Here is a 20,275-nt window from a genome sequence, read left to right as displayed (position 1 = left end):
TAGTAACCTCTATGTTTCATCCAGTTTCTTCCGGTATTCTTTCGGGGTCATTCCCGTTTCTTTCTGGAATGCCCTGCGAAAAGTTGAGATGGAATTGAAGCCCGACTGGTAGGCGATAGTCTCTATGGTAAGCTCGGGATGGTGGACGAAGAGCGGGATGCACCCTTCTTTTATGCGTCGTTGGTTGATGTAATTATAGAAAGTTGTGTTCAGTTCCTTGTTGAAGTAGTCGCTCAGATATGTGCGGTTGCTTCCTACCAGTTGCACAAGGTCCTGTAAGGTAAGGTCCGGTTTTAGGTATAGTTCCTGTTCGCCGATAAGTTGTTCCAGCTTGCCGGCAAAGGGAAAACCTGCCGTTTCTTCCTCTTTGGCTACCATTTCCTTTTCCTTTTGCAGCTCCAGTTTGCCGGGCATGGTGATGCTCCGGTGGTTCCAGCAATAATGGGCCACAAAGTGCCACTGGATAATGAGGCTGAAATAATAGGCTCCGTCTGTGATGCCCGAAGGATAGAAACTGTCCAGCACCCAGAGCAGCTGGGACATAAAAGCGATGAGAAAGATGGTTTTCAGCCACGACAAGTCCATGTGTTTAATATTCTGAAAATTATTATAGATATACTGTTGGTATTTCTTCACCTTAAAGTAGGCGATGAAAATGATGGTCAGCCCGAATAATATCAAGAACCCCCAATATATCTGCTGCAGAGTATCCGAAGGAAACACTGTATACAAAGCGGTGAAACAGAGGAAGGGCAGCAACAAGACTGCCATCCTTTTTAAAGTAACCCATCCGGGCGATACCAACTCAAACAGAAGCACAGCATATGACACGGCCGACCATCCGTCCAGAAAAACAATCAGGTTGAGCATTTCATCGGTATGGAAAGCCTGAAAAGCATAGATGATGTCCTTGAAGTTCCATGCGGCGAGATAACAGAAAATGATTCCTACTATCAGATGTATGCGCAGGCGGGCAGAGTATTTCAACATGAAATAACCCGTACATAGGAAGTACATAAAGGCAGAGCCGTTCAAGAAATAGGCTATATTTTGTTCCGTCATAGTATTGATATAGAATAATAAAAACAAAAGTATGGAAACGAATTGGTTCTTTAAAACAAAAACAAAGGTTTATTACACGGAGCTTTCATTTAAGGGCGATAACTCCTTCTAACTCTCTTTTTATTAAGCAATGCTCCAAAAAACGCGGCAATTTGCTTTTCCGTGCATTCAAACAAGAGGCTTCATTCAGACAAAAATTGGAATTCTTTTGTCTGAATGAAAGCTCTTTTGTTTGAATGAATCTTTAATGAAACGTTAAATCGCCATATTTGCGAATAAACGGAAGTCCAATCCTTAAAACATTTTTCAACCATGATGAAACATTTTATTTTTATTTTCAGTTGTCTTTTCTTTTGGAGTTGCGGTTCCGGTGGAGAAGAAGAGCCTATCCCTCCCGCACCGGACGAAAAGCCGGTGATAAATATTCCTTCTACCGACCCTTTGCCCGTGATAGAGCAGAAAGGAGGGAAGGCAAGTCTATCATTCACCACCAATACGGCATGGACGGCAACCGTCAATGCGGCATCCGCCCGTTCGGCATCGTGGGTCAGCGTGTTGCCCGAAAGTGGTGGCGCAGGTTCGCATACCCTTACCGTCACCACTACGGAAAATGACACTTTCGATGAACGCAATGCTACGGTCGTGCTGAAGGCGGGCGCGGCAAGCAAGTCTTTCACCATCAGCCAGAAGCAAAAGAATGCACTGACTGTAAGTTCCAATAAGATAGAGGTGAAAGCTGCGGGCGGAAAGGCCGTCATAGAGGTAAAGGCCAATGTGCTGTATGAATATGAAATAGAAAAGGAGGCGCAATCCTGGATTACGCATACGGCAACACGGGGACTGGCGACTTCCGTCTTGGAATTCAGTGTATCGGAGAATCAGAATACCGACAAGCGGGAAGGGAAGATTACCATCCGCGACGAAGAGTTTACGGAAGTGGTCACTGTCTATCAGGAAGGTAGCAAGCCTGCGGTCATACTGACGCAAAACGAATACACCGTAGGCAGTCAGGGGGAAAACATCAAAGTGGAACTGCGTAGCAATGTAGATTACGAGATAAAGCTACCGGACGTCGACTGGATAAGCGAGACCGCGACACGCGCTCTTTCTTCGAACACGCACTACTTCACGATAAAGCCCAACGGAACCCATGATGCCCGTATGGCGGAAATCTCCTTTCTAAATAAGGAGAACGGTATCGAGGAGAAGGTGAAGGTAACCCAGAAGCAGAAAGACGACATCGTCGTGACACAGAACGAGTACCATATAGCGGCGGCAGGAGGCACGATAGATGTCAAGGTGAGTGCGAATGTGGACTATACGGTAACTGTCGGTGAGGACTGGATAAAGCAGGTCACGACACGGGGGCTGGCAACAGGAACATTGCGCTTTTCCATTGCGGAAAACAAGGACGATGACGCACGTTCGGGCAAGATTGCCATAAAGGGTGCAGGCATTTCCCGGACGGTCACGGTGAAGCAGTCGGCAGGAAAAGAGACGGATGGAGGCATTGACGATATGCCCACACAACCTTGGTAGGAATCTTTAAATGTAAAAAATATGAACTGTAAAATGAAATATATAATTCAAGTTCTGGCAGTAATCATTCTTTTCGGTTGCAGCGATGAAGACCCGTTCAGAAGCAATGGAGACATCTCGGTTACGGCAGGCTTTACAAATACCCGCACTTCCTTTACAGAAGCCAATGGAGTTACCCATGTCAGTTGGAATACGGGAGATGGAATCGGCTTGATAAGCAAGGAACAGGCTAATCTGAAGTACATGGCACAAAGTGCGGGTAAGGAGACTTCTTTCAAGGCGGCAAGCAGCAAGCTGAATGCCGCCGACGGAGAAACCGTGTATGCTTACTATCCGTACAGCGAATCTTCTGAAAGCAAGGATCATATAGCACTACCCGTCATGGTTTGGCAAAACTATACCAATGACGTGACCAAACTGGATTTTGTCTACACCACCGGCAAAGTGGCAGACAACAAACTGGCATTGCAGTTCAAGCATCTGCTTGCCTTTATCAAGCTCACCATCCCGTTGGATTTAATACCGGATAGGGGGGACAATGGCGGGCTTCTCGTTCAATCATCCGAGAACATCAGCTATGCCTCCAACTCCTGCTTCAATCTGGAAAAGGAAGAGATTACCAATGAGCTATATAACTATATCAACTATCTCATTCCTGAAGATATTACACCGGGAAGTGCGGGAGAAGTGACCTGCTATATAGCCATATTACCCCAAAGCAAGGAGGCGGTTCTCAAATTTCATCATCAAAGGAAAGATGGAAGAGGAGACTGCCTGCTGGTCAAGAAAGCCCCTGCCGAGGGACTCAAAGCCGGAAACGTCTATACACTCAGTATCAATGAGAATGAGGTGGATATTCAAAGAAAGCAAGACCGGCAAGCGCTGATTGACTTGTACAATGCCACCGATGGAGACAATTGGACCAAAAATACAAATTGGTGTAGCGACAAGCCGCTGGACGAGTGGCATGGGGTATCTACGATGGAAAGTGGAAGAGTCTTAATGCTGAGGTTAGACCATAACAACTTGAAAGGGCATCTACCTGCCTCTATCGGCAATCTTACTGCGCTTGAATACTTTGACATATCATGGAATAACTTACAAGGGGAATTTCCAGAGACATTGTCCGTACTGATGGGACAAATTACAGTTGGAAACTTCCACGTACAGACTAACGGATTTTCGGGCAAGTTGCCAAAGGCTATTGTGGAACATGCCCGTTGGAAAGACTACTGGCCCAGCTTTGTGTGCCAGAATCCGGACAAAGGTGGTGGAATAGACTTTAAAGATGTAGTCATACCTGCCCCCAGCTTTACGGCAACCGATTTGTCGGGCAATCTGATTGACTCCGAAGCGGAATACGTGAAGAGCAAGTTCACAATCTTATGTCATTGGGCGGCTTGGTGTCCATACTCTCAGGCTTTCATGGGGAAACTTCTGAATATGTACAAGGGATACCACTCCAAAGGACTGGACATAATTGGCTTCAACACGATATGCCCTTACTCAGAACCTTGTGACAAGCTGGAAGAGATGAAGCAGTATATCGCTGACAACAACATACCTTGGAGGAACTTTGCTGAACAATTCATCGGTGGTAGTTTTGCCGAAAGCCCCAACATGATTCCGGCATTCTGGAGTTATGGAGGTACTCCTTGTGTATATGTTGTAGACCAGAATAAAAACATTGTATTCCAGTCTCTTACGGAACATTATGCAAAATTTTCTGACTTCCTCGCCGGACAGCTTGGAGAGATAGAGCCTGCGGGTTATTATACTTCTACCGACTATTCTCGCGACGGTGAGGTCGTCACCCTGCAGAAAGCCTCTAAGGGTAAGGGAATCAATCTTGTATTTATGGGCGAAGCTTTCGTGGATAAAGACATGGGCGACGGAGGACTTTATGAGCAACGGATGAACGAAGCTATGGAAGAGCTCTTCTCCATTGAGCCTTATAAATCATTCAGAAATCGCTTCAACGCATATGCCGTAAAGGTGATTTCGCCAAACGCAGAATTTGCGCCGGATGCCAGGCGCCGCCTCAATGGGGATGACAGGATATGCTTCGATTTAGCTTTGAAAGCACCGGTTACAGAAGATAGGCTTATGGTTTCTGTCGTATACAATACTATCGGTTCAACAGGCAGAAGCTATACCAATATGTATGAAGACGGTTCTTTTGTAGGCTATATGTTGGAAGGAGTGAATGAGGTGTTGGTTCATGAGGTTGGCGGCCATGGATTTGCCAAGCTGCTGGATGAATATATAGAACAAGGCAATGAGGCTCTGACCCTTCCCAAAGAGAAAAAAACATACTTGGATGAAGTGTGGAACCTTGATTGGGGGTGGGGAGCCAATGTGGATTATCATGGCACAACCTCTACCGTCAAGTGGGCACATCTGCTGGCTGATGAGCGTTATAAGGATGAAACGGGGATTTATGAAGGTTCTTACCTTTATGGATTCGGTGCCTATCGCCCCACTGACAACAGTATGATGCGCTATAATATCCCGTGGTTCAATGCTCCAAGCCGTGAAGCAATCTACAAAGCCATCATGACCCTGTCCGAAGGTGCAGAGTGGAAATACAGCTTCGAGGAATTTGCAACTTACGACGGCATAAACCGTGTGAAAAACCGCAGCGTTTTGCGCGATTACAGTACGCAAAGGCAGGTTGGTAAGCAATTGCCTCCAACCATTATCCCCGGAAGCTGGCGTGATGCAAAAGTGAAAAACACTCTTGTTCCCCTTCGTTAGACAATAGTTTGGTGAAAATCGAGACAGTTTCTTAGACAGAGCCGCCTTTCTGATGTATAAGGAAGGCGGCTCTTTTTATTTTTTCCGTCCAAACAACTCTTATATCTAACTTTTTTGTAAATTTGCACCCTTAAAAACAGAAGGGTGGCTCCGGGTATGCTGAGAAGTGCCTGTCAAGAGTTCCTTCAATCGTAAATCGTAAATTGTCAAATAGTAAATATCAAGATGGGTAAGAAGTTTGCCGAATATTCGAAACTTGACCTTTCCGAAGTGAACGGGAAAGTGTTGGAGAAATGGGACGAAAACCAGGTTTTCGCCAAGAGTATGACAGAACGTGAAGGTTGTCCTTCTTTCGTGTTTTTCGAAGGGCCTCCCTCGGCCAATGGTATGCCGGGCATTCACCACGTAATGGCTCGCTCCATCAAGGACATTTTCTGCCGTTACAAAACGATGAAGGGATTCCAGGTAAAGCGTAAGGCAGGATGGGATACCCACGGGCTTCCTGTGGAACTGGGTGTGGAAAAGGCACTCGGTATCACCAAAGAGGATATTGGCAAGACTATTTCCGTGGCGGAATACAACGCTGCCTGCCGTAAGGACGTCATGAAATTCACGAAAGAGTGGGAAGACCTGACGCACAAGATGGGCTATTGGGTGGACATGAAGAACCCGTACATCACTTACGACAACCGTTACATTGAAACCTTGTGGTGGCTGTTGAAACAACTCTATAAGAAAGGACTCCTTTATAAAGGATATACCATACAGCCGTATTCTCCCGCTGCCGGTACGGGACTCAGTTCGCACGAGTTGAACCAGCCCGGATGCTACCGTGACGTAAAAGATACGACCGTAGTGGGACAATTCAAGATAAAGAACCCGAAGCCGGAAATGGCAGAGTGGGGGACTCCTTACTTCTTGGCATGGACTACCACTCCGTGGACATTGCCCAGTAACACCGCACTCTGCGTAGGGCCTAAGATAGACTACGTTGCCGTGCAGACTTACAATGGATATACCGGTGAAAAGATGACTGTGGTATTGGCCAAAGCTTTGCTGTATACTCACTTCAATAAAAAGGCGGAAGACGCTGCATTAGAGGATTATAAGCCGGGAGATAAACTAATCCCGTTCAAGGTAGTGGGTGAATATAAAGGTCCGGACTTGGCAGGTATGGAGTACGAGCAGCTCATCCCGTGGGTAAAGCCGGTTGATGTTGATAACGATGGTAACTGGAGTGTCAGCACCAAGGGGTTCCGTGTAATCCTCGGTGATTATGTAACGACCGAGGACGGTACGGGTATTGTGCACATCGCTCCTACATTCGGTGCGGATGACGCCTTTGTAGCCCGTGCGGCAGGTATCCCTTCCTTGTTCATGATAAACAAAAGAGGTGAAACCCGCCCGATGGTGGATCTTGCCGGAAAGTTCTATCTGTTGGATGAACTGGATGAAAGATTCGTGAACGAATGTGTGGATGTGGAACTCTACAAGGAATATCAGGGCAAGTGGGTGAAAAATGCCTACGACCCGCAATTCACCGTTGACGGCAAATATGACGAAAAAGCCGCACAGGCTGCCGAAACGCTCGACATTGAAATCTGCATGATGATGAAGATCGGTAACCTGGCATTCAAGATAGAGAAACATGTGCACAACTATCCCCACTGCTGGCGTACGGACAAGCCGGTATTGTACTACCCGCTGGACAGCTGGTTTATCCGTAGTACAGCTTGTAAGGAACGCATGATGGAGCTGAACAAGACCATCAACTGGAAACCGGAAAGCACGGGTACGGGGCGTTTCGGCAAGTGGTTGGAGAACCTGAATGACTGGAATCTGAGCCGTTCACGCTACTGGGGTACTCCGCTGCCCATCTGGCGTACGGAGGATGGCAGCGACGAAAAGTGCATTGAATCCGTAGAAGAACTCTATGATGAAATAGAGAAAGCCGTGGCTGCCGGGCTGATGGAATCGAATCCTTATAAAGAAAAAGGTTTCCAGCCGGGAGTATATACACAGGAAAACTACGATAAGATAGACCTTCACCGTCCGTATGTGGATGATATCATTCTCGTTTCCAAAGACGGCAAGCCGATGAAGCGCGAAACGGACTTGATCGATGTGTGGTTTGACTCCGGCGCCATGCCGTATGCACAGATACACTATCCGTTCGAGAATAAGGAACTACTGGATAGCCATCAGGTATATCCTGCCGATTTCATCGCCGAAGGGGTGGATCAGACACGCGGTTGGTTCTTCACGCTGCACGCTATCGCCACAATGATATTTGACAGCACAGCCTACAAGGCTGTCATCTCCAACGGTCTGGTACTCGACAAGAACGGCAACAAGATGTCCAAACGCCTTGGCAATGCCGTCGATCCGTTCTCTACAATAGAAAAGTATGGTTCCGACCCGTTGCGCTGGTACATGATTACCAACTCTTCACCGTGGGACAACTTGAAATTCGACGTGGATGGAGTGGAAGAAGTACGTCGTAAGTTTTTCGGAACTTTATATAATACTTATTCATTCTTCGCCCTTTATGCCAATGTAGATGGGTTTGAATACAAAGAGGCTGATGTGCCGATGGCGGAACGCCCGGAAATCGACCGTTGGATTCTGTCCGTACTAAATACCTTGGTGAAGAATGTAGATGCTTGTTATAACGAATATGAACCGACTAAAGCCGGACGTCTCATCTCTGACTTTGTGAACGACAACCTTTCCAACTGGTACGTTCGCTTGAACCGTAAGCGTTTCTGGGGTGGGGGAATGACGCAGGACAAGCTGTCCGCCTTCCAGACTCTCTATACCTGTTTGGAAACCGTGGCCAAGTTGATGGCTCCTATCGCTCCATTCTATGCGGACATGTTGTATTCCGATCTAATCGCAGCAACCGGACGGGACAACGTAGTTTCCGTACACCTTGCCAAGTTCCCCGAATGCAGAGAGGAAATGATAGACAAGGAACTGGAAGCACGCATGCAAATGGCCCAGGATGTTACCTCCATGGTGCTGGCATTGCGCCGCAAGGTGAACATCAAAGTGCGCCAACCGTTGCAGTGCATCATGATACCGGTAGTGGACGAAGAGCAGCGTGCACATATCGAGGCTGTGAAAGCGCTTGTCATGAACGAGGTGAACGTAAAGGAAATCAAGTTCGTGGACGGCGCCGCAGGCGTATTGGTGAAGAAAGTGAAGTGCGACTTCAAGAAATTGGGCCCCAAGTTTGGAAAGCAGATGAAGGCCGTAGCTGCCGCTGTTGCAGGCATGTCGCAGGAGGCTATTGCCGAATTGGAAAAGAACGGTTCATACATGCTGAACCTGGACGGTGCGGAAGCTGTGATTGAGACATCAGATGTGGAGATTATCAGTGAGGACATTCCGGGGTGGCTGGTTGCCAATGAAGGCAAGCTGACCGTGGCCTTGGAAGTTACCGTTACCGAGGAGCTTCGTCGGGAAGGTATCGCACGCGAACTGGTGAACCGTATCCAGAATATCCGTAAATCAAGCGGGTTCGAGATAACGGATAAAATAAAGATTACAATCTCAAAAAATCCGCAAACGGATGATGCGGTAACAGAATATAAAGACTATATTTGCAACCAAGTTTTAGGAACCTCGCTAACGTTGGCAGACGGTGTGGAAAACGGTGCTGAATTGAACTTCGACGATTTCTCATTGTATGCAAGCGTAGTAAAAGAATAATAATACTAACCGATTAACATCTTAAAGTTATGGCAGAAAAAACAAGATACTCGGATGCTGAATTGGAAGAATTCCGCGCCATTATAAATGAGAAGTTAGAGTTGGCACAACGTGACTATGAGTTGCTGAAATCCAGCCTTACGGGTGCAGACGGTAACGATACCGATGACACGTCTCCTACATATAAGGTCTTGGAAGAAGGTGCCAATACCTTGTCCAAGGAAGAAACCACACGTCTGGCACAGCGCCAGTTGAAGTTTATTCAAGGCTTGCAGGCTGCTTTGGTACGTATCGAGAATAAAACGTATGGCATTTGCCGTGAAACCGGTAAGTTGATTCCGGCAGAACGTTTGCGTGCCGTACCTCATGCGACATTGAGTATCGAAGCTAAAAACAACGGCAAGAAATAAGAATGAGTAAACTTTTCACGAAAGGCCGTATTGCCTTGCTTATTATTTTTTCGGTACTGATTATCGACCAAGTAATAAAGGTATGGATCAAGACGCACATGTATTGGCACGAAAGCATACGTATGACAGACTGGTTCTACATTTACTTTACGGAAAATAACGGTATGGCGTTCGGTATGGAAATATTCGGGAAATTGTTCCTCACTTCATTCCGCATCATTGCTGTTGCAGTAATCGGCTGGTTTCTATACAAGTTCGTGAAGCAGGGCATGAAGACCGGATTTATAGTCTGTGTCGCCTTGATTCTGACCGGGGCGTTGGGCAATATCATTGACAGTGTGCTTTATGGTGTACTGTTCAATGAAAGCACCCATTCTCAAATAGCCTCTTTCATGCCCGAAGGAGGCGGATACGCTCCGCTCTTCTATGGCAAGGTCGTGGATATGTTCTATTTCCCTATCATTGACACCAACTGGCCGGAATGGATGCCGCTTATCGGAGGAGATCATTTTATCTTTTTTAGTCCGATATTCAACTTTGCCGATGCGGCAATCAGTTGCGGCATAATTGCGATGCTGCTGTTCTACAGCAAATATTTGAACGATGCCTATCATGCTGTCACGAAGAAATCATGAAAGGAAGAAATCGAATTCAATGGTATAGCGTAATCCTTTTGGCATTCTGCCTAACGGCCTGTCAGGTGAAAAGACCTAAGGACGTTTTGCCGGATGCCAAGATGGAAAACGTGCTTTATGACTACCACATAGCGAAAGCTATGGGTGAGGAGACACCCTATAACGAAAGTTATAAGCGGTTGTTGTACATTGAATCGGTTTTTAAAAAACATGGCATTACCAAAGCCGACTTCGACTCTTCTATGGTTTGGTTTGCCCGCAATCCCCAGATACTCACGAAGATTTATGAAAAAGTCAACCTGCGGTTGAAAGCCGAGCGAGATGGAATCAACCACTTGATTGCCCTGCGTGACCATAAGCCGAAAGAATCCCTTCCCGGTGACAGTATCGATGTCTGGATAGGACAGCATATCTGTCAACTGACCGGCATGCCTTTGGACAACAAGCTTACATTCACCCTTCCTGCCGACACTAATTTCCATGACAGGGATACATTGCGTTGGAATGTAGGTTTCCGCTTCTACAACGGGACACCGGACAGCCTGCATGCTCCTTTGATGGCTATGCAGATAAAGTATGAGAATGACAGTGTCATCAACGGCATGCTGAAAGTGAAGGATGCGGGGATTGAAACCATCAGCCTGTTTGCCGACACATTGGGAAAAATCAAGGAAGTGCGCGGATTCATTTATTATCCGATGCAGAAAGTTCCCCAACCTTTATTGATAGACCGTATCTCATTGATGCGCTACCATGCTACGGATTCCATACCTTCTGCTGACAGGGACAGTATCCGTGAGAATGCCGGTAAGGAGGAAAGCAAGAAAATTGAACGGAAACCGACTGCTGTCAAGCCGGTAGAGATTCGGAAACAGGGCAGTGACGTCAATCGTCGCGGCAATCTTCGTCCCCGCCCCACGATACAGAATACAGACAAGCCTGTCCGCCAAACCGAACGCTAATAATGAAACGCTATGCTTCTCATTTCCTGTTTCTTCCAGGATATGGCTATTTGAGGCAGTTTGCCGTTGAGATGGAAGGAGGACATGCGGTCCGTATATTCCCCCTGTCGGAAGAAGTGGAAAATACCGAGTGGCTGCCGGGTGTCATCCTGCTGCTTGATGAAGATATCCGGCCGGATATAACTTCGTATGAGCCGTATTTCGATACTTCCCTTATATTGTCGCCGGTTTCCGGAAATTTATCATATATCCTTGAAAAGGAGAAAGGGAAGCCTGTTTCTTTTATTCCTTATCTATTGTTTCCCTTTAACTTTACAACGATGCGGCCTGTCGCCGGAACTCGGCACAGACGACTGCGGTAGCGATGGCTACGTTCAGAGATTCGGAGGTTTCTCGGTTTGCTGGATAGTTGGGAATATATAGTTTACGGTTGATGAGTTGCCTTACTTCTTCTCCGATGCCATTCCCTTCATTTCCCATCACAATCAGCCCGTTTTCCGACAAAGGCTGTCCGTATATATTTTCCCCGTCGAGGAAGGTACCGTAAACGGGAATGTCAGTCAGCGAGCCTATCAGTGCGGGCAGGGGAGTATAGTGGAGCTTGACACGTGCAATGCCTCCCATAGTGGCCTGTACGGTTTTGGGGTTGTATGCATCCACCGTATTGGGGGAGCAGAAGATATGCTCTATCCCGAACCAGTCGGCAAGGCGGATGATGGTTCCCAGATTACCGGGATCTTGTACATCGTCCAAGGCAAGACATAAGGAACGGCCGATAACGGATGCATCCGTTTCGTCTTCAGGTTGCTTGAAGACGGCTAATACTTGTTGGGGCGTTTTCAGCAGGCTGGCACGGGAAAGTTCCTCTTCTGAAACCTCCGTCACATCCGTCAAGGGTAAATGATGGTTTTGGGAAAGCCATTCGGAGGTTGCGACAAGGAAACAGCAGGGAAAATGTCCTAACAGGTCGCCTACCAGTTTAGGACCTTCTGCCAGAAATACTTTGTCTGCTTTCCTGTTTTTCTTCAATTCCAGCGAGTGGATATATTTAATCCGGTTTTTACTTAATGCCATAGGATAAACTTGTTACACTTGACAAAAATACATGATTATTTCTATATAACCGACAGAGTTTGCAGAAGAAATATTTAATATTTTGCAGGCAGGAGAATAAAAGTACCAAAGAGAGCAAATCAAAATGCTTTCTTTTTTCGGGAACAAAAAAATACGAGTATATTTGTAACTGTTTATGCGCAATAAATGATTCGATATGAAGAAAGGCTTTCGTTACGCGATATATGCTACTGTTATATTTTTGTTGGCTTCTTGTTCTTCCACCAAATATGTGCCGGATGGTGCGTATCTGTTGGATGAGGTGCGCATACAGACGGATAATAAAGAGATCAAGCCCTCCAGCCTGTCGGTCTATGTCCGTCAGAATCCCAATTCGAAATGGTTCAGTCTGATAAAAACCCAGTTGTATGTTTACAACTGGTCCGGGCGCGACTCCACACGTTGGATCAACCGTACTTTACGCAGGTTGGGGGATGCCCCCGTCATCTATAGTGAAACGGAGACCGGCCGTACCAGTGAAGAGATGACGAAAGCCGTACAGAACATGGGATATATGGGTGCCATGGTGGAGCCGGTGCGGCAGGTCAGAAAGAAGAAAATGAAACTGACTTACAAAGTCACTGCAGGAAAGCCATATAAAGTGCGTACACTGAAATATGATATCCGAGACAGTAAAATCGAAGAGTATCTGCGGCAGGATTCTGCATCCACTCTTTTGTCCGAAGGGATGTACTTTGATGTCAATACACTGGATTCGGAACGGCAGCGTATCACCAGCCATCTTTTGCAGAACGGATATTATAAATTCAATAAGGACTATATCTCATACACAGCGGATACCGTACGAAACACTTATCTGGTAGATTTGACCTTGCACTTGTCTCCCTACCGTCTGCCTAATGAGGAAAAGACGCAGAACCATCGCCAGTACACTATCAATAAGGTGAACTTTATTACGGATTATAATGTATTGGAGTCATCTGCCCTGAGCAGTGTAGAGGTAAACGATTCCCTGCACTACAGAGGGTTCCCCATATATTATAAGGACAAGCTGTATCTGCGTCCCAAGGTGTTGACAAATAATTTGCGGATTACTCCGGGAAGTTTGTTCAATGAGCAGGATGTGCAGCGTACCTATTCCAACTTCGGCCGCCTGCAGGCATTGAAATATACCAATATCCGTTTTTTCGAGACACAGCAAGGAGACAGCGCCAAGCTGAATGCTTATGTACTCTTGACCAAAAGCAAGCACCAGTCCATCTCTTTTGAGGTGGAAGGAACAAATTCGGCGGGCGATTTGGGAGCTGCGGCATCGGTGGCGTTTCAACATCGTAACCTGTTCAAGGGCTCCGAGGCATTCATGATCAAATTGCGCGGTGCATACGAGGCTGTGTCAGGCTTGCAGGGCAGTGGGGCACACAACCAGAATTATACCGAGCTTGGAGCGGAGACTACCATCAACTTCCCGCGCTTCATGTTCCCGTTCCTCTCCAACGATTTCAAACGGAGGATACGGGCTACTACGGAGTTCGGGCTGCAATACAGTTACCAGATGCGTCCGGAGTTTACACGTATCGTGGCATCGGCGGGCTGGAGCTATAAATGGGGAGTGCAGCGCCAACGCTCACAACACCGCATAGACTTGCTGGACATCAACTACCTGTATATGCCCTGGATAGATCCGACGTTCAAAGAAAATTATCTGGAAAAAGACGAGAATTACATTCTGCAGTACAATTACGATGACCGTCTGATTGTCCGTACCGGATACAGTTATACCTACAACAGTACCGGCCAGGCGTTGATGAACAATGCTGTTATGGGTAATTCATACACGATCCGCGTTAATTTCGAGTCTGCCGGAAATCTCCTTTATGCCGTAGCCAAGATGGGCCGCATGAAGAAAAACGACAACGGGGAATATACCTTATTAAGCATACCTTTTGCACAGTATCTGAAAGGAGATTTTGATTTCGCCAAAAACATAGTCATTGACAACCGCAATTCGCTGGCATTCCATTTCGGTGCGGGCATCGCCGTTCCTTATGGCAACGCCACCATCATACCTTTCGAAAAACGTTACTTCTCGGGAGGTGCCAACAGCGTGCGCGGTTGGTCGGTCCGTGATTTGGGACCGGGCTCTTTCCCCGGTGACGACAACTTCCTGAACCAGTCCGGAGACATCAAACTGGATATGAGCATAGAATACCGTACACGTTTGTTCTGGAAATTCAGAGGAGCTGTTTTCGTGGATGCCGGCAATATCTGGACATTGCGTGATTATAAGGACCAGCCGGGAGGAAAATTCAAGTTCAATGAATTCTACAAACAGATTGCCGTAGCCTACGGTTTAGGGCTGCGTATGGATTTGGATTTCTTTGTACTCCGTTTTGACGGAGGCATGAAGGCCATCAACCCGGTCTATAAAAAAGGAAAAGACCGATATCCGGTCTTTCATCCGGATTTCGGTCGTGATTTCGCATTCCACTTTGCAGTGGGATATCCTTTCTGACAATTAATTAAGAGCGTAGTAGCAGTTAACCATTGTAGCCTGACGGGCAGCAGCCACACCCTGGGCATCCAGAGTAACGGTCATTTCCTCACCGTTCGGCAAAGTCATCTGTGCGGTACCGTCATTGTTCATTTGCAGCAATTCTGTGCTGACACCATCGGCTACCACATTCCAGGTATTCAATTCCTTATTATAAATCAGCTCCATAGAAGCTGTTTCGCCTTCTTTTGTAATGGAATAGCCATTCTCAAGTGTCTCTACCAGGTAGTTGCCATTTTCACCTTTTACCTTTTTGACGTCGCCCACGCTGGCCATCGGATTACTGCCGCTCCAGAATTCAATGGAGTTGATGACCAAGGCATCAGCCAAATAGCATACGCCATATACAGGAATAATATTGAATGCCAGATATACAAGTTCATTGACAAACTTAGTGCCGATACTTTGATTCCAGTTTACCAACTTGCTGTGCAATCCGAAAGAACCAATACAGGAACTGAAAAGAAATGTACCACAAATCATTACAGTTGCAGCCATTTTCAAATTTAATTTTTTCATAATTTGCTCTTTTTATTTTACAGTGTTTAATAAGTTTAGCCTGATAGGCCATTTTAAGTATCTGCAAATATAGGCTTTTTTAATGAAAAATATAATTTTGGCTTTAAAAACTATAATCCGTAAAACCAAATAAGTTATCTGCCAGCCTTTTGTGAAAAGGCTTTTCCTATCCAGTGATCGACGGCAAATTTTCCCGGGCCAATGATATACATCAGCACGAATACCACCAAGTAAATGAAAGCAAGTTCCTTGGCGGCAAACGGATCATTGCCGTGAATCACAAAGAATGCGACCATCATCGTGAAAATCATCGGTATCATGGCCAGACGGTACAGGAAGCCTATGATAAATGCCATGGAACAGGCCAGTTCACCAAAGATGGCCAGTCCTAAGGACAAAGGACTGCCTATGCCCAACGGGTCGGGAAATACTGCGGACAATTCCTGGTAATTGGACCACTTCTCTATACCGTGGTTCATCAATAATAAACCAAATACAATTCTTACAATCAACAATATGGCAGATGCTGCCGTTCCGTCCGGTCTGGAAGGAAATAAAAGTCGTTTAAACATATTCATCCGTTTTTAAGTTCGTATATGGACTATAACAATCATTAATGAATAATGTTTACTCCCTCTTCAACGGTTTGATAATAATCCGCAAAGACGGGTCGTAAGTGAAATAGCTCCACATCCAGTCGATAAAGATGAATAGACGGTTTTTTACTCCTACAATGCTCATCAGATGGATAAACAGCCATACAGCCCATGCGGGGAAACCGCCGAAACGGAGTTTCTCCAGCTCGACGACCGCATGATTGCGTCCGATAGTTGCCATGGAACCTTTATTGCGGTAAATGAAAGGACGCAAAGGAAGGCCTTCCTGCATTCGGTGTAAATTATATATAAGATTCCGGGCCTGCTGGATGGCGGGCTGCACCACTTGAGGATGCCCCTTAGGGTACTCGGAAGAAACCATGAGAGCCGTATCTCCGATGGCAAAGATGTCTGGAAAATCAACCAGTCGGTTGTAACTGTCCACTTTCAGCCGGTTTCCCGGCCCGTAAGCCTCTGCCGGCAACCCTTGAATGCTGTTTGCTTTTACACCGGCCACCCAGAATACATTTTTTGTCTCTATGGTTCCGTCACTCAGCACCAGCTCATTGTTTTCATAACTGACCACGCGTGCGTTCAATCTTATTTCCACATTCCTTTTGTGCAGATAGTCTTCCACATCTCGGGAAGAGGCATCCGAAAAGGCGGATAGAAGGCGGGGAGAGGCATCTATCAGAATAATCCTCATTTCGTTGATGTCCAGGTCCGGAAAATCTTGCGGCAGTACAAATTTTCTCATTTCAGCCAGGGCACCCGCCAGTTCGATACCCGTGGCGCCGCCCCCTACAATGGCAAAGGTCATCAGCCGTTTCCGTTCCTCCTCGTTGCCGGTATTCTGTGCCTGCTCGAAACTGTCCAGTATCTGGTTCCGGTTGAACAGGGCCTCCGAAGTATTTTTCAAAGCCATGGTCTGCCTGGCCATAGAGGCGTTGCCGAAATAGTTCGTGTCACATCCGGTGGAAATGACCAGATAATCGTAGGCCAATGTACCGATCGAAGTCTCTAAAAGATTATTTTCCGGAATGACACGTTGCGCTTCGCAGATGCGTATATGAAAATGTTCTCTTTTCTTAAATATCTTCCGGAACGGAAAAGAGATGGCACTCGGCTCGATACCTGCCGTAGCTACTTGGTAGAGTAAAGGCTGGAAAATATGGTGATTGTTTTTATCCAGTAAAACAATCTGGAACTTATTGCTTTTCAATTTACGTGCCAGCTTCAGTCCGCCAAAACCACCACCTGCGATAACCACCCGTTTCCGCCCCTCTTTGGCGGGAATGTCCATTGCTGTTTTCATAATCAAATATCATGTTGTTCTTTGTATATAAAGAAACACTACAAATGGCGGAATGTTCTATGAATGACCGGGTTAAAAAGAGTGAACTTTTGCAGAAAGACAAAATGGACCACTAAAACAGATAAAAAGGAAACAAAAACACCGGTAACGTTGTTGTAATAAGGATAACAAAAAACTAACTTTGCCCTTGAAGTTTCCTATTGGCAGATGAACACTAAACTAACGAAATGTATATTGACAGGGTTGTTGCTGATAACAGAAACTGCTGTCCATGCACAAACGGCCTCTGCGGAAGTTGATATTCCGGCGGATTCCGTATCTGTGCCGGTTACGGATTCGCTTCCTGCAAAGCGTAGCTTCTTCAAGAAATTCCTTGATTATTTCAATGATGCCAATAAGGAAAAGCAAAATAAGAAATTTGATTTCAGCATCATAGGAGGGCCGCATTATTCGAGTGACACCAAGTTGGGACTAGGGTTGGTAGCTGCCGGACTTTACCGGACAGACCGCAACGACACCTTGCTTCCGCCGTCTAATGTATCTCTGTATGGAGATATTTCCACGGTAGGGTTTTATCTATTGGGAGTGCGGGGAAACCATCTCTTTCCGCAAGATAAATACCGTTTGAACTATAACCTGTATTTCTATTCTTTTCCAAGCCTTTACTGGGGAAAAGGATATGATATGGGTGCCGATGATGACAATGAAAGTGAGTATGACCGTTTTCAGGCGCAGGTAAAGGTAGATTTCATGTTCAGAATGGCAAGGAATTTCTATATCGGCCCGATGGCTGTGTTCGATTATATAAACGGGCACGACTTTGAGAAGCCGGAATTGTGGGGAGGCATGAAGGCAAGGACTGCCAACATCAGCCTGGGATTTTCTCTGCTGTATGATTCACGCGACTTCTTGACCAATGCCTACCGAGGATATTACTTGAGGATAGACCAGCGTTTCAGCCCTGCTTTTATGGGAAACAGATATGCTTTCAGCAGTACGGAGTTAACGACCAGCTATTATCATCCGGTCTGGAAAGGAGGGGTGCTGGCAGGCCAGTTTCATACCTTATTGAACTACGGCAATCCTCCCTGGGGGCTGATGGCGACATTGGGCAGCTCTTATTCCATGCGTGGCTATTACGAAGGACGTTATCGCGATAAATGTGCGATGGATATCCAGCTGGAACTGCGCCAGCATGTATGGAAGCGGAATGGAGTGGCCGTATGGGTAGGGGCGGGAACCGTATTCCCGGATTTTTCGGCGTTTGACACCAAACACATTCTCCCCAACTATGGATTCGGTTATCGTTGGGAGTTCAAGAAAAGAGTGAACGTGCGTCTGGACTTAGGATTTGGCAAACATCAAACAGGATTTATATTCAATATCAATGAAGCTTTTTAAAAACATAAAGGGTTGGTTGGGCAATCAGGAACATCTGTTCTATTTGTTTCTGGTCATTCTGACAGTACCCAATATCGTACTTTGTTTTACGGAGCCGATGTCTTTGGTGGCAAAAATCAGCAATGTGCTGTTTCCGTTCTCCGTGTATTATGCAGTAATGGCCCGGTCGGGAAACTGCGGCAGGACTTTCTGGATTCTATTTCCGTTCCTATTCTTCGGGGCTTTCCAGTTAGTGCTGCTTTATCTTTTCGGACAATCCATTATTGCTGTGGATATGTTCCTGAATCTGGTAACGACCAATTCGAGCGAGGCATTGGAGTTGCTCGATAATCTGATACCTGCCATCGTTCTCGTAGTAGTGCTGTATATACCCGCACTGGTCCTGGCAACGGTCTCAATGATACGGAAACGGAAATTGCCCGAATCATTTCTCCGTCGGGAACGGAAACGGTCGTGGATTGCATTGGCTATCGGTATCGTATCTTTAGGTTCAGCCTTTTGGTTGGACAACCGCTATGAATTGAAATCAGATCTCTATCCGGCAAATGTGTGCTATAATATTGCACTTGCTTTCCAGCGGACTGCCCGGACACAGAATTACGGGGAAACCTCGAAAGACTTCACATTCAATGCCAGAGCCACTCATTCAGCGGACAGGAAAGAAGCTTATATAATGGTAGTGGGTGAGACTTCCCGTGCCGCCAACTGGTCTATCTACGGTTACGGCCGTGAGACGAATCCGGAACTGTCGAAAGTAGGAGGCTTGACAGCTTTCGGCCATGTACTGACAGAGTCGAACACCACTCATAAAAGTGTCCCGATGTTGCTTTCTGCCGTCAATGCCAATGATTTTGATTCCATCTATCATCAAAAGGGGATTATTACGGCATTTAAAGAAGCCGGTTATCGGACGGCCTTTTTTTCCAATCAGCGATACAACCATTCCTTCATCGATTTTTTTGGCAAGGAGGCCGATACCTTTGATTTCATCAAGGAAGATACGGGAAATTCCGGCTATAATCCTTCTGACGACGAACTGCTGAAACGGGTGGCTTCAGAGTTGGACAAAGGCGCATCCAAGCAGTTCATTGTTCTGCACACTTACGGTTCCCACTTCAATTACCGCGAACGCTATCCGGCCGACAAAGCTTTTTTCCTGCCGGATACTCCTGTAGACGCTGAAGTGAAGTATAAAAAGAACCTGCTGAACGCGTATGACAATTCCGTCCGCTATACGGATAACTTTCTGGCACGCGTAATCCACCTGTTGCAAGACCGGGGCATAGATGCAGCCATGCTTTATACATCCGACCACGGAGAAGACATCTTCGATGACGACAGGCATCTTTTCCTGCATGCCTCACCGGTGCCTTCATATTATCAGATACATGTGCCTTTCCTTGTCTGGATGTCGGACAGCTACAAAGAAACCTATCCGGCTCTGCTTGAAGCCGCCCGAAGTAACCGGCAAAAAGAAATCTCTTCCAGCAGCTCCTTTTTCCAGACCATGTTGGAGCTGGGAGGTATAGAAATGCCGTACCGGAATGATTCTTTATCTGTAGTGAATGCCTTGTTCACTGAAAAGCAAAGGGTATATCTGAACGACCACAATGAAGCACGTTCTTTGGACGATATAGGAATGTGCAAGGAAGACTTTGAAATGCTGGACCAAAAGGGGATTCAATATACAGGAGGAAAAGTTTCCCGATACTAACTACAAAAGTCCCGGATACAGGTAAT

The 20,275-nt window shown here is 46.3% G+C and carries 15 protein-coding genes; 10 read left to right on the top strand and 5 right to left on the bottom strand.

All coding sequences use genetic code 11. From position 1 onward, the window contains the following. Window positions 1–9: 9 nt before the first annotated feature. Window positions 10–1,062: a helix-turn-helix domain-containing protein gene (locus tag HMPREF9446_RS17900; protein WP_009125591.1), complete on the bottom strand. Its 1,053-nt coding sequence runs from the start codon at window positions 1,060–1,062 to the stop codon at window positions 10–12. Between the two features lie 312 nt (window positions 1,063–1,374). On the opposite strand from HMPREF9446_RS17900, the gene HMPREF9446_RS10350 reads away from it, so the two are divergent. From HMPREF9446_RS10350 to HMPREF9446_RS10320, 7 genes are all read left to right on the top strand, one after another. Then, entirely contained in the window at window positions 1,375–2,601 is a 1,227-nt protein-coding gene (locus HMPREF9446_RS10350) for a BACON domain-containing protein (RefSeq protein ID WP_009125590.1), read from the top strand. A gap of 33 nt (window positions 2,602–2,634) precedes the next feature. Continuing rightward, window positions 2,635–5,358, top strand: coding sequence for a fimbrillin family protein (locus tag HMPREF9446_RS17895; protein ID WP_172634248.1), 2,724 nt, complete (start codon window positions 2,635–2,637; stop codon window positions 5,356–5,358). 225 nt (window positions 5,359–5,583) lie between these two features. Next, window positions 5,584–9,072 carry an isoleucine--tRNA ligase gene (gene ileS, locus HMPREF9446_RS10340; RefSeq protein WP_009125587.1) on the top strand — a complete coding sequence of 1,163 codons (3,489 nt, stop codon included), beginning with the start codon at window positions 5,584–5,586 and terminating at the stop codon, window positions 9,070–9,072. Window positions 9,073–9,101: 29 nt separating this feature from the next. Continuing rightward, complete coding sequence (locus HMPREF9446_RS10335; RefSeq protein ID WP_009125586.1) at window positions 9,102–9,482, top strand: TraR/DksA family transcriptional regulator; 381 nt, start codon at window positions 9,102–9,104, stop codon at window positions 9,480–9,482. A gap of 2 nt (window positions 9,483–9,484) precedes the next feature. Further along, entirely contained in the window at window positions 9,485–10,117 is a 633-nt protein-coding gene (locus HMPREF9446_RS10330) for a lipoprotein signal peptidase (RefSeq protein WP_009125585.1), read from the top strand. Further along, window positions 10,114–11,079, top strand: a complete 966-nt coding sequence (locus HMPREF9446_RS10325; protein WP_009125584.1) for a DUF4296 domain-containing protein — start codon at window positions 10,114–10,116, stop codon at window positions 11,077–11,079. Before HMPREF9446_RS10330 ends, HMPREF9446_RS10325 begins: the two co-directional genes overlap by 4 nt. A gap of 2 nt (window positions 11,080–11,081) precedes the next feature. Further along, window positions 11,082–11,441 carry a hypothetical protein gene (locus HMPREF9446_RS10320; protein ID WP_039969058.1) on the top strand — a complete coding sequence of 120 codons (360 nt, stop codon included), beginning with the start codon at window positions 11,082–11,084 and terminating at the stop codon, window positions 11,439–11,441. On the opposite strand, the gene HMPREF9446_RS10315 is transcribed toward HMPREF9446_RS10320, so the two are convergent. Beyond that, window positions 11,392–12,153, bottom strand: a complete 762-nt coding sequence (locus HMPREF9446_RS10315; protein WP_009125583.1) for an RNA methyltransferase — start codon at window positions 12,151–12,153, stop codon at window positions 11,392–11,394. The two genes, HMPREF9446_RS10320 and HMPREF9446_RS10315, sit on opposite strands and share 50 nt — an antisense overlap. A 196-nt stretch (window positions 12,154–12,349) precedes the next feature. Here HMPREF9446_RS10315 and tamL point away from each other — a divergent pair, with 196 nt between their 5' ends. Further along, on the top strand, window positions 12,350–14,665 hold the full coding sequence (gene tamL / locus HMPREF9446_RS10310) for a translocation and assembly module lipoprotein TamL (protein ID WP_009125581.1): 2,316 nt from the start codon (window positions 12,350–12,352) through the stop codon (window positions 14,663–14,665). A gap of 3 nt (window positions 14,666–14,668) precedes the next feature. Here the strand turns inward: tamL and HMPREF9446_RS10305 are convergent, their stop codons facing one another. The 3 genes from HMPREF9446_RS10305 to HMPREF9446_RS10295 form a co-directional block, all read right to left on the bottom strand. After that, complete coding sequence (locus HMPREF9446_RS10305; RefSeq protein ID WP_009125580.1) at window positions 14,669–15,223, bottom strand: DUF3332 domain-containing protein; 555 nt, start codon at window positions 15,221–15,223, stop codon at window positions 14,669–14,671. Between the two features lie 134 nt (window positions 15,224–15,357). Then, the gene (locus HMPREF9446_RS10300) at window positions 15,358–15,795 is read right to left on the bottom strand and encodes a DoxX family protein (RefSeq protein WP_039969061.1); all 438 of its coding nucleotides are present in this window, start codon (window positions 15,793–15,795) and stop codon (window positions 15,358–15,360) included. Window positions 15,796–15,850: 55 nt separating this feature from the next. Continuing rightward, on the bottom strand, window positions 15,851–17,134 hold the full coding sequence (locus HMPREF9446_RS10295; protein ID WP_009125578.1) for an NAD(P)/FAD-dependent oxidoreductase: 1,284 nt from the start codon (window positions 17,132–17,134) through the stop codon (window positions 15,851–15,853). Between the two features lie 207 nt (window positions 17,135–17,341). Here HMPREF9446_RS10295 and HMPREF9446_RS10290 point away from each other — a divergent pair, with 207 nt between their 5' ends. Both HMPREF9446_RS10290 and HMPREF9446_RS10285 read left to right on the top strand, forming a co-directional pair. Then, complete coding sequence (locus tag HMPREF9446_RS10290) at window positions 17,342–18,535, top strand: BamA/TamA family outer membrane protein (protein WP_009125577.1); 1,194 nt, start codon at window positions 17,342–17,344, stop codon at window positions 18,533–18,535. After that, the gene (locus HMPREF9446_RS10285) at window positions 18,522–20,249 is read left to right on the top strand and encodes a lipid A phosphoethanolamine transferase (RefSeq protein ID WP_009125576.1); all 1,728 of its coding nucleotides are present in this window, start codon (window positions 18,522–18,524) and stop codon (window positions 20,247–20,249) included. The genes HMPREF9446_RS10290 and HMPREF9446_RS10285 overlap by 14 nt, the downstream gene beginning before the upstream one ends. The last annotated feature ends 26 nt before the right edge of the window (window positions 20,250–20,275 follow it).

Origin of the sequence: Bacteroides fluxus YIT 12057 (assembly GCF_000195635.1) — a bacterium.
Taxonomy (GTDB): Bacteria; Bacteroidota; Bacteroidia; order Bacteroidales; family Bacteroidaceae; genus Bacteroides; species Bacteroides fluxus.
Note: the sequence above shows the minus strand (reverse complement) of the source record. Positions and strands in the feature narration are given on the sequence as shown.